The following is an 11340-nucleotide window of genomic DNA, read 5'->3' as shown; positions in this document are numbered from 1 at the left end:
TGTACTTTCAAAAAAAAATGCTTCAACAGATATTTTTGGAGGAGTTAATGTAAGAGTGAGAATTGTTACCTCTACGTTGTCTGTTTGTAAGTTGTCGTTGCTTAGATTTTTAATGTTTTGGTTTCTTAGTCGTAGTCTATTTATACTTCATATTTATTATTCATTGCGCATTTAAATGAAACGCCGTAGGTGTGAAGTTGTGCGTTTATGTATCATCTAGTTTAAGTTTTATAAATTTTTGATTTTATTTTGATTTATTGGTGGTATGTTCGCATTATTATGTGAAACGCTTTTCATAAATATCTTCAATTCTCTTCGTTTCTTCATCTGTAAGCGCTGCGAATTCTTTGGCCTTGGCTCGGTGTGAGAGTTTTCCATTATTTTGATTCAGGAATCGGAAGAGTAAATCTGCAAGGCGGGTAGGCATGTCTACGACTTGGTTTAGTTCGCGTTGAAAGTGGTCATGGTTTTGCAAGAAGCGCGCTTCTTCCGGTAAGTCGTGTTCAACCGTACGTTTTACACAGGCGTAGAGGAATTCTGCGTGGGCGGTGGCGTCAAAGAATCGGTAGAAGTCGGCTGTGTCGTTCGTCACGGTCAGGTTGCCATGAGTTGTGGGTTGCCAGTCAATCTTGCCAAGAAGGCGGGAGGAGTAGTTCTCCAGCACCTGTCGGTAAGTATCGATTCGCTCTAGAATAACCGAAGATACCGGGAAGACGACGCCGGATGGATTGAAGCCGCGTTGTGCCAGTGCGTGGTGGATCAGGTAGCGGTGCAACCTTCCGTTGCCGTCTTCAAATGGGTGCACATAAACGAAACCGAAGGCGAGAACAGCGGCGGCGAGAACCGGGTCCAGATGCTTGGCGTAGTCCTGTGCAAAGTCGATCATGCCTTTCATCAGACTTCTCAAGTCTTCCGGTTTGGCACTGATATGGTCTGGCACTGGCATGCGGGTCTCGCGGTCATGCATACCAACGAAGCCACCTTCCTCTCGTAAGCCCATATGTACGAAGCGGTCATCACCGATCACAACGTGCTGTAGGCGGAGAAACTCTTCGATACTCAGGGGTGTTTTTCCGGCGTCAGCAATGGCGCGGCCCCAACGCTGGATACGGTCATGGGCAGGGCGCTCGCCTTCAATGGCAAAGCTGGATTTGCTGTCCTTCAGAAGCAGGAAGGCTGCAGTGCGGGCGAGCAGATCTTTAGGGACGGATGCCGCCGCATCCATGGCTTTTTCTTGCAGCTTGGCCTGCTGAAAGCCCTCCAAATCTTTATTGCGAAAGATGAGAGGGCAGAATTGAGGTGTGCCGGGCAGGTTGTTGCGTACGCGGTGACGTGGAGAAGGTACTGTGCTGCCGCCAAATTGCTTTGTTGTATCAAGCGCATCCACATATGCGCCAGTTTCGACATCTGGCAAGTCCAGCAGCTCACCCAAAAGCCATTCATAGAGAAACCAGATGCGTCTTGTATAACGGCCCGTCGGGCGAGATCTTACCAGCTCCTCAACAGGCTCAGGCCCGCATGCAAGGAACAGGCGCTTCAATACCGCGAGGTCCAACCCTTCGTTTTTCAAGGCAAAAGTGAGGTGACCCAGTAATTTTGGTTCTGGTGCATGACGAGGTGTGAAGATCCGCCAGCCGTCCTGCTCTATGATCTTGTGGCGATCGCCAATGGCGCATAGAGTGTGCGGGATCGGCACTCTCAAATCGTATGCATCAATAAGTGCTGAATAGCCCGCCGGAGTTGCGGGCACAGGAAGCCAGCTTTCGTGAAAAACTGTTACAGCCTGTGAAAAAGGCTTATTCATGCACTATCTCCGTGAAAAACTATCACGAAATATAGCGCAATCAGTAAGCTCTGTGAATACCTGTCATTTTTTAGTCTGAGCCCTGAAAAACCGACAGAGCTCATGAAAAAGCGTTATTTTAGGCCAGCTGTGCCATCAAACTTGCGCTCTAAACCTGACCAGCAGTCCACATAATCGTCCTGTAGCGGAGCTTCGTTGCCTGCAAACTCAGTGAGTTGCTGCGGAAAGCGAGTTTCGAACATAAAGCTCATGGTGTCTTTTAACTTCACAGGGTCCCAGCTGTTGTGAGAAGCTTGCTCAAAAGCTTCGTGATCCGGGCCATGGGGCAGCATGCAATTGTGGAGGCTGATGCCTCCGGGCACAAAGCCGTGTGGTTTAGCGTCGTACTGCCCGTAAATATTGCCCATCAGCTCTGACATGATGTTCTTGTGGTACCAGGGCGGGCGAAAAGTGTCTTCCTGCGGCAGCCAGCGAGGTGGGAAAATCACGAAGTCGATGTTGGCCGTGCCTTCTTCCGCTGTGGGAGCTGTGAGGACGGTGAAGATTGATGGATCCGGGTGGTCAAAACTGATGGCGCCTACGGGGGCGAAGTGGCGTAAGTCATATTTATAGGGGGCGTAGTTGCCATGCCATGCGACCACATCCAGCGGTGAATGATCAATAGTCGTTTGGTGGAACTCGCCGCACCACTTTATAGTTACATGACATGGGTGTTCAATGTCTTCAAACTGCGCGACTGGTGTCTTGAAATCTCTTGGGTTTGCAAGGCAATTGGCGCCGATTGGCCCACGGTTGGGAAGGGTAAATTTGGCACCATAATTCTCGCAGATGAAGCCTCTGGCTTGGCCGTCAGGCAAGCTCACTTTAAACACCATACCACGTGGCAAAATACAGATTTCCAGCGGTTCAAGATCAATCACACCAAACTCGGTTGCGATCTTTAATCGCCCGATCTGAGGCACAACCAGCAGTTCTCCATCGGCGCTGTAGAAGTACTCGTCCTCCATGTCTGTATTGGCGAGATAGACATGCGCGGCCATGCCCATTTGCAGGCCCACGTCTCCCGCTGTTGTCATGGTGCGGATACCGTCAATGAAGGTGAGGTTTTGGTCCTCAGGGAAGGGCGTTGGATCCCAACGGTATTGACCGAGTGAGACCACATCTGGAATTTTGTTAGGCGCGGTCATCCAGTAAGGATGGTTGACTTTCCGCAACCGGCCCAAGTGCTTAACAGATGGGCGAATGCGGTAAAGCCAGGATCGTTCGAGCGTTGCATGAGGGGCGGTAAAGGGTGAGCCGGAGAGCTGCTCAGCATATAATCCGTATTCAACGCGCTGTGGGGAATTGCGTCCCTGAGGCAGGGCGCCTTTTAAAGCCTCGGTCTCAAAATCATTTCCGAACCCAACCATATATCCTGGCTGGGTTCCGTAGTGACTGTCATGGGTGGCTGCTGTGTTTTGATCTGTCGGACTTTCCATGTTTCACTCCAAAACGTCACCAACGAGTTTCAAAGAGGGCTGCGCCGCAGTATCTCTGGACCTGGGTTGGGTGGAGGCATCAGACCATAGAACCGGATCGGCGCAATCAACGCGATCTGAGGGAGGTAATTCATCTCCTGAAAACTACGTGACGATAATGGCAGGGCCATGAGCCTTTACTGATTTACCTGCTAACAATCCTGACCCTTCAAACTGCGGCACCCATGATCCGTGGATTGGCTAAATCCTCAGTGGCAGTAGGGTGATAGCCAGCAACCGGGCAGCTTGTCTGATGAAGCTGACAGCAGGATGTCATTCACCTCGTAAGGAGCAGGTGTGCCTTTTATCGCCTGCTTTTATGCAAAGGGTGTGGATCCTGCAGCTGGATCGGCTTCGGCTTTTTGGAGATCAGGGTTTCCCGGTTGTTTCAGATAAAGGAGGCGATGCTTCCGTTTAGGTCCGTTTTCAGGTTGAGTTGGGCGCGTAAAAACGTTGGTGAGTGGGGGCTTGCCATCGTGGTTGTCAGCCTGAAGACGGGCCTTCCACCTCTCAAAGCTTTCAGGCAGTGGCAGTACACTTTGCCAAGGTAAATTGCCGTGGCTCATGTGAAAATAGCGATGTTTCAGGCCTGTCTATATTCAATCTTCTTTTCATCATTACTGAGCTGATCGTCAGCCCAAAAGGCTGTAATTGGAGCATCTTATTTTAGGTGCGGATGGTGTTTTTTCAGCAAAATAAAAGTTGAAACCTTTCTAATTAGAACTGATTTAAGTTGCTAATATCATCAAGAATACGAGTCAGATTCTGCGGCTGATTAGCCGAAAAGTACATTTATCCAAAATTTATGTATGAGAAATTTTGATCATCACAAATGGCAATAACATCTTATAAAAATTGCTAATTCGACGTAGCAAGCATTAACCTCTCATCAAAAATACGTAAATTTTTCTAGACATCTCTCATGAAATCTAACTAAGTTGACAACGTTTCATATTTGGGAGCTTGTTATGAAAATATTGAATTCGGCATCCGCCCTTGCGATTGCCGCAATGACATTTGCGGGGGGGACCGCATTTGCAGCTGAAAAAGAGCTGGTGATCTTCAACTGGTTGGGTGGTTCAGAGCGTGATCTGATCATCGCACTCGAAGAGGGCTTTACGGCCAAATATCCGGATTATGAGATCAAGGACATCAACCCGGCAGCAGGTGGGGATGATCCGCGGTCTGGCATTCGTTCAGCGATGTTGTCTGGAGAAGAGTTTGATCTGCTGCTCAACACATGGCCTTCCTTTGAGAAGGAACTGGTTGCCGCCGACCTGATCAGCCCAATTGATGCTGCATGGGAGCAGTATGGCTGGTCTCAAGCGCTGAATGACAGCTGGCGTAATCTGGCGAAGCATGACGGTAAAACCTATGGTGCTTACTTTATCGCGGGCAACCGTTCTGGTGTCTGGTATCGTCCAGATACGCTGGCAAAGGTAGGCATTGCTGGTGAGCCTACTCAGTGGAAAGACTTCCTGAGTTCCTTCAGTGCCCTGAAAGAAATCGGCATGTTGCCTGTTTCCATCGGTGCGAGAAGCTGGGCGCAGACCGAATGGTTTGAAAACGCGCTTTTGCGCACGGCTGGCCCTGCATTTGCGAAAAAGCTGTCTGAACACAAGGTGGCCTGGACCGACGACCGGGTGAAGGAAACCTTCCGCAATCTGCGTGACATGCTGGAAGCTGACTGCTGTGCTGAGCCTGGCGCGATGCTTAGCTCTCACTGGACAGATGCTGCGGATGCCGTGCTGAAAAACAAAAAGGCAGGCTTCATGCTGATTGGCTCCTGGGCAAACCAGCGCGCCAAGAATGAGTATGGGCTGACGCCAATCAAAGACTACTCATACATGCAGTTCCCGGTGATCAAGCCGGAATACGGCAATGCAATGAGTGTCGATGGCAAGAACTTCCTTGTGATGAAGCAAGCGAAGAACCCGGAAGGGGCAGAACTGTTTATCGACTTCGTTCTGAGCAAGGAAGGCTCTGCAATTATCGCGGCGCAGAACCTTGCAACCCCGAGCGCAAATGTGGATCCCTCGTCCTATGATCCGATTGTGCGCAAATACGCTCAGATTTTGCCGCTCGTCGATGTTTTCTTTGTTCTTGATGACCTTTTGCCAGCTGAGTTGAGCGGTGAATTCCGTATTAGCTTGCAAAAGTTCCTTCGCGACCCAAGCGATGCGAGCATTGATAGTGTCACAGCAGCACTCGAAGCAAAAGCGAGTGAGCTTTATCAATGAGTGTACAACATGGGTCTATCTTAACCTCCCAGACCCAGGCGGGGCCCTTTGCGGGCCTCGCCACCCGGCTCTTCGGAGGTAACCTGCGCCGCGCTGACTGGATTGCATTTGCTCTGTTGGCGCCGACATTGATCTTCTTCAGCATCGGCGTGCTCTATCCGTTATTCGAGACGATCCGTGTGAGTTTTCTGGACTGGACCGGATTGAGCCAGCCGAAACCTGCGGGTTTTTCTAACTACACCAAGCTGTTCAGTGATGCGAACTTTTGGAATGCCTTGCGTGTGACACTCACCTGGACGTTGGCGTGTACCGGCATCTCCGTTGCTATTGGCTGGAGTGTTGCGTTGATTTCCGGTCTGGCTCCCAAGCAGACCGCGCCGTTCCGTGTGGCAATCTTCGCAGCCTATGGCATTTCAGAGACGGCTAGTGGCTTGATGTGGCTGGGTATTTTGCAGCCGGACTTTGGCCTCCTCAACGGCATTCTGCGCCTTGTTGGGCTGGAAGGCTGGGCCTCGCCTTGGCTGGGTGAACCATCTACCGCAATCTGGGGCGTTGTTGCTGCCTATGTCTGGACGCAAGCTGGTCTGCCATTGCTCACCTGCTATGCGGCTATTCAGGCGATCCCGAAAAGCCAGCTTGAAGCGGCTCATATGGATGGTGCCTCTCACTTCCAGATCCTGCGGTACATCATGGCGCCTCTTAGCCTTCCCGGTGTACGTATTGCGATTTTCATCAACCTGCTCAATAGCCTCAAAGCGTTTGATATGATCCATATTCTAACAGCAGGAGGTCCGATTAGAGTAACGGAAACAGTGGGTTACTTTATGTATCAGGAGTCTGTCATCTACTTTAAGCAGGGCTATGGCGCTGCAAGTACGGTGGTGCTTCTGCTCGCGGTTATCGTCTGTTCCATCCCACTCATTCTGGACAAGGCATCGGAGAGCAAATGATCAATCAAACTCCCAAATGGCCTGTGTATGTGCTGGGGTCCGTGGCTCTTGTCTGGATCATTCCGCTGGTTGGCATCATTGCTATGTCCATTCGCCCGGAAGGGGAAATCACCAGTGGGTGGTGGACGATCGAGCCGTTTACGTTCACGCTGGATGCTTGGCGTGAGGTTTGGGTTAACTATCCGATTGGCCGGGCGTTTCTCAATTCGCTGGCTGTTGCCAGCTTTGCAACCGTCCTTCCAGTCCTGTTTGCGCCAGCAGCGGCCTATGCGTTTCACTATCTCAAGTTTCCGTTTCGCCGGATCTTGCTGCTCATTCTTGTGAATGCATTTGTTGTTCCAAATCAGGTGGTTATCATCCCGCTTTTTAAGCTATGGCGAGAGACTGGGCTCATTGATACCTATTGGTCTGTGGTCATTCCGTTTGTTGGACTGTCGTTTGCCTGGGCTGTTTTGCTGGTCAAAAACTTCCTCTCCAACTTCCCTCGGTCGCTGATTGATGCGGCGCAGGTGGATGGATGCGGGCACTTAAGGACCTACTTTTTTATCGTGCTACCAAACACGATTACGGCGATGGCGGCAGTTGGCATCCTGCAGTTTATGTGGACGTGGAATTCCCTTCTGCTGCCAATGTTGTTCCTGCGGGAAAATGCGACGCTTCCGGTAATGCTCTCTACGATCTCCGGCGCCTATGAGCCCAACTGGGATCAGCGTGCTGTTGCAACCATCATCACCTCCATCCTTCCACTCGTTATCTTCTTGTTCTTCCAGAAGTATTTCTCCGCTGACGGCAAAAATAACAGCGGTTCCAAGGGCTAAATCATGTGCCATAAAAAAGAAGTAAAAGACTTCCGATACCGCCAGATTCATCTGGATTTTCATAGTTCCGAGCATATTCCGGGGATCGGGTCCAAGTTTGATCCGAAGCAGTTTGTTGAAACGCTGAAGCATGGTGAAGTGGACTCCGTCACGCTGTTCGCCCGTTGTCATCACGGCTGGAGTTATTACCCAACCAACGTGGGCAAGCCGCACCCGGAATTGCAAAATCCGGACCTGCTGGGTGACATGATCACAGCCTGTCATGAGGCCGACATTGCGACCCCGGTTTACCTGACAGTTCAATGGGATGAGTTGACAGCTCGTGAACATCCGGAATGGCGTGTGATGCAGTCGCAAAACACAGCTGCCAATTATCCGGGCACAGAGCCGTCCGCGATGAACCAACTTACGCCCACCTGGCACACCATCTGCCTGAACCACGAAGGTGCAATCCAGCGACAGATCGACATCGCTCTGGAAGTTTGCGCTCGTTATAATCCGCCTGCGTTGTTTATGGACATCCTCGCTTCCTGGGAATGCACCTGCAACGCCTGCCTTTCCTCAATGAAATCAGAGGGTTTGGACCCGTTGAAGCCGGATGATCGTAAGAGCAACGATAAACGCGTTCTTTTGCGTTTTTTTGAAAGGTTTTCGCAAGCGGTCAACGGCGAGTTCCCGGATACACGAATTTTCTTCAACTCTGGCCACATCTACAAAGGGCAGGATGAGCGCTACCAATATTACGGTCATCTGGAGCTGGAGAGCCTGCCGACCGGTGGCTGGGGTTATGACCATTTTCCCGTCTCAGCACGGTACGCTGATACATTGAACCTGCCGTTCCTTGGTATGACGGGACGGTTTCATACGCACTGGGGTGAGTTTGGCGGCTTCAAGCGCGCTGATGCATTGTCCTATGAGTGCTGTCTGATGGTGTCTCTGGGTGCGCGCTGTTCCATCGGTGACCAGTTGCACCCGAATGGGCATATGGATTTTGCTACGTATGACCTGATCCGCCCGGCATATTCGCGTGTCAAAGCGCTGGAGCCTTATGCCAGAAACGCGACCTATCAGCGCGAAGTAGCGATCCTTTCTGTCGAGGCGCAAGTCTCCCAGCTTGGCAGTCACCTTGGGCACCGCAGCGAGCCGAGCGATTCCGCCTCTGCCCGTATGCTGTTGGAAATGCAGATCCCGTTTGATCTCATCTCCTCATCCAGCAGCTTTGATGACTACAAACTGATTATTTTGCCGGACAGCATTCGCCTGAGTGATGATCTTGCGGTTCGCCTGAAAGCGTTTACAGACGCTGGCGGCGCCATTCTGGCGACTGGCGAGTCCGGTCTTGATGTTGAGGGCAAGCGATACCTCCTCGACATCGGAGCAGAACTGTCTGACACACCAATGGAGTATGACCCGAGCTATCTGTCCTGTCGGGGAAAGCTGGACGATGATCTGGTCGATTCTTCTGTTGTTATGTACGAGAAGGGGGCATCTCTGCGGGCAACTGATGGTGATGTGCTGGCTGATGTTCGTCCATCCTATTTCAACCGCACATGGGACAAGTTCTGCTCACACCTTCACACGCCGGAAGATCCGGATGCCGAGCCAATTGGCGCGGCGATCGTGCAAAAAGGCAATGTGGCTTATGTGGCGTATCCGCTGTTCCGCCTTTATGGCGCAACGGGCCAGACGCTTTACAAGTATCTGGTGCGCGGGCTCATCAACCGCCTTATGCCAAGCCAGCTGATTGGCACAGAGTTGCCATCAGCCACACGCATGTCGCTGATGAAGCAGGCGGATGAGCAGCGTCAGGTGCTGCACGTGCTTTATGCGCCAACTCAGCTGCGTGGCAGCGGTGTGCCGTATAATGACGGTCAGACCCGTGCGGTTGAGATCATCGAAGATGCACCGGAGTTGAAAGAAGCCAAAGCGTGGGTGCGAATGGACGAAGAGCCTGCCAACGTGACCTGCGCTTATTCGGGTAAAACACTGCCATGGCAGTATGACAGCCTCGACAAAAAGCTGCACATCGTCTTTCCTAGCCTCCATATCCATGGGGCCGCCGTCATCTCACAGGCAGATGACGCAGTGGCTGCGGAATAAAGGGCAGTGCAGTGAAAAAACCAACCATCCTCGATGTAGCAGATTCCGCAGGCGTCGCTGTCGGCACAGTCTCGCGTTATCTGAACGATCAACGCATCAGGAAGGACAACCGGACCCGGATCGAACAAGCGATTGCCGATCTGGGATACCGGGCCAACACACTTGCCCGCGCCATGAAAACAGAGCGCACCAACACAGTCGGGTATCTGGTTCCCAAGTTTGACGAGTTCAACTCGGGGATTTTGACCCAACTGGTGCGTTCTCTGCGTGCCCGTGGGTATTCCATTGTAACCTTTCACCATTCTGATGAAGCGGATGCCATCAACGAGGCGCTGGAATCAGCGTCCTCGCGGCGCATCGATGCCATCATCTTGTCCGGTACTCATGAGGTGACGGAGAAGGTGCAGGAGTTGTTGAGCGGAGAACAACCGGTCATCATCTTCAACAACGATGTGCCGGGCGTGGAAACGGATAAGGTGCTGGTGAATGATGAGGCGGCTGCGCAAGACGCAGTGAGCCGCATGATTGACTTTGGCCACACCCGTATTGGTGTGGTGACAGGGGACCTGAATGGAAGCACAGGGCAAAACCGGTTGCAGGGCTACAGAAAAGCCCATGAGCAAGCTGGCCTGAGTGTTGATGAGGAGTTGGTTTACGTTGGCAATTGGGGCCAGCTGGATGGATACACCGCCATGGACAGGTTCCTTGGCATGGAAAATCCGCCAAGTGCTGTGTTTTTCTCCAATTACCTGATGACCATTGGTGGTCTGGATTGCTTATCCAGCAACGGCAAACAGGTGGGCAAAGACATTGATCTTGTCACCTTTGATGACCCGGACATGTTCCGGTTGATCCCGCCGGGCATCACCGCCATTGAACAGCCGATTGAGCAGATTGCCCGTCATTTGACGGAGATCGTGCTGAGCCGGCTGGATGGAACGGCGCCTGACCACCCCCGCAATATTCGCGTCAACTGCGCGCTCAAGCTGCGCGGCTCCTTAGGAGTTGCTCACAAAGCCTCCGGAAAAACCCATGAAGATAGTTAGCTACAACATTCAATTTGGTACCGGCATCGACGGTAAAGTCGATCTGGAAAGAATTGCAGGAGAACTTGAAGGGGCCGACATCATCGGCCTGCAGGAAGTTGACCGCTTCTGGAAACGAAACGGAAATGTGGATCAGGCCGCTGAACTGGCGGATCTGCTTGGCGGATATCGCTGGGTCTATGGCCCAGGCCTTGATATGGACGCGTCATTTCATGATGAAAACGGCAAGCTGGTCAACCGCCGACGTCAGCATGGGGAAATGGTCCTTTCCAAATACCCGATCATTTCCACCCGTACCTATCCTTTGCCCAAGATGGGCTCCATCACCCGCCATGCCATTCAGGCTGCTCTTCTGGAAGCTGTTATCGACGCGCCGGGAGGTCCGCTGCGGGTCTACAACACCCACCTGTTCTACTGGTCGCCAGACTTTGCGCTGGTGCAGGCACAGTTTGTGAGAGACCGCATCAAGACAGCTCCGTCTGAGGGGGGAGCATGGTGTGGTGGCCCGGGCATCGACGCCCATTGGCTCAATGACGAACCACAGCCAACCATGCCAACCGACTGCATTTTGCTGGGGGACATGAACAACGGGCCGGGCACGCCTGTCTATGAGGTGTTCACTGGCCCGCCATCAGAAGAAGGTGGCCGTGTGCAGACACTCGATGGTTTTGTCGACCCGTGGGTATGGCTGGGCAATGAGGAAGAAAGTGGCAAGACCGCTCACTTTGATACCCGCCGCATCGACCACCTGTTTGTGAGTGCCTCTTTGCGGCACCGCATTGCAGGCATGCGGGTTGATGAAGAGGCGAAGGGCTCTGACCATCTGCCGGTCTGGCTGGAACTGAAAGACGCCTGAGGGGGAAAG

At 52.2% G+C, this 11340-nt stretch carries 8 protein-coding genes; 6 read left to right on the top strand and 2 right to left on the bottom strand.

The features are described from left to right. Positions 1-277: 277 nt before the first annotated feature. The gene (locus PsW74_RS01930) at positions 278-1804 is read right to left on the bottom strand and encodes a Fic family protein (RefSeq protein WP_063287688.1); all 1527 of its coding nucleotides are present in this window, start codon (positions 1802-1804) and stop codon (positions 278-280) included. Between the two features lie 113 nt (positions 1805-1917). Then, positions 1918-3282, bottom strand: a complete 1365-nt coding sequence (hmgA, locus tag PsW74_RS01925; RefSeq protein ID WP_063287689.1) for a homogentisate 1,2-dioxygenase — start codon at positions 3280-3282, stop codon at positions 1918-1920. A 1007-nt stretch (positions 3283-4289) separates the two neighbouring features. Here hmgA and PsW74_RS01915 point away from each other — a divergent pair. Genes PsW74_RS01915 through PsW74_RS01890 form a run of 6 tightly spaced genes read left to right on the top strand, consistent with a single transcriptional unit; the run spans position 4290 to position 11331 of the window. Beyond that, positions 4290-5561 (top strand): ABC transporter substrate-binding protein, encoded by a 1272-nt coding sequence (locus PsW74_RS01915; RefSeq protein ID WP_063287690.1) that lies wholly within the window; start codon positions 4290-4292, stop codon positions 5559-5561. Continuing rightward, positions 5558-6511, top strand: coding sequence for a sugar ABC transporter permease (locus PsW74_RS01910; RefSeq protein WP_063287691.1), 954 nt, complete (start codon positions 5558-5560; stop codon positions 6509-6511). The genes PsW74_RS01915 and PsW74_RS01910 overlap by 4 nt, the downstream gene beginning before the upstream one ends. Continuing rightward, positions 6508-7329, top strand: coding sequence for a carbohydrate ABC transporter permease (locus tag PsW74_RS01905; protein ID WP_063287692.1), 822 nt, complete (start codon positions 6508-6510; stop codon positions 7327-7329). The genes PsW74_RS01910 and PsW74_RS01905 overlap by 4 nt, the downstream gene beginning before the upstream one ends. Before the next feature lie 3 nt (positions 7330-7332). Further along, positions 7333-9429, top strand: a complete 2097-nt coding sequence (locus PsW74_RS01900) for an alpha-amylase family protein (RefSeq protein WP_063287693.1) — start codon at positions 7333-7335, stop codon at positions 9427-9429. 11 nt (positions 9430-9440) lie between these two features. Beyond that, positions 9441-10475, top strand: a complete 1035-nt coding sequence (locus PsW74_RS01895; protein ID WP_063287694.1) for a LacI family DNA-binding transcriptional regulator — start codon at positions 9441-9443, stop codon at positions 10473-10475. Further along, a complete protein-coding gene (locus PsW74_RS01890; protein ID WP_063287695.1) occupies positions 10462-11331 on the top strand; it encodes an endonuclease/exonuclease/phosphatase family protein in 870 nt (289 codons plus the stop codon). Before PsW74_RS01895 ends, PsW74_RS01890 begins: the two co-directional genes overlap by 14 nt. Positions 11332-11340: the final 9 nt, after the last annotated feature.

Source organism: Pseudovibrio sp. W74 (assembly GCF_001623085.1).
GTDB lineage: Bacteria > Pseudomonadota > Alphaproteobacteria > Rhizobiales > Stappiaceae > Pseudovibrio.
The sequence above is the reverse complement of the archived record's forward strand: the minus strand, read 5'-3'. Positions and strand labels throughout refer to the sequence as shown.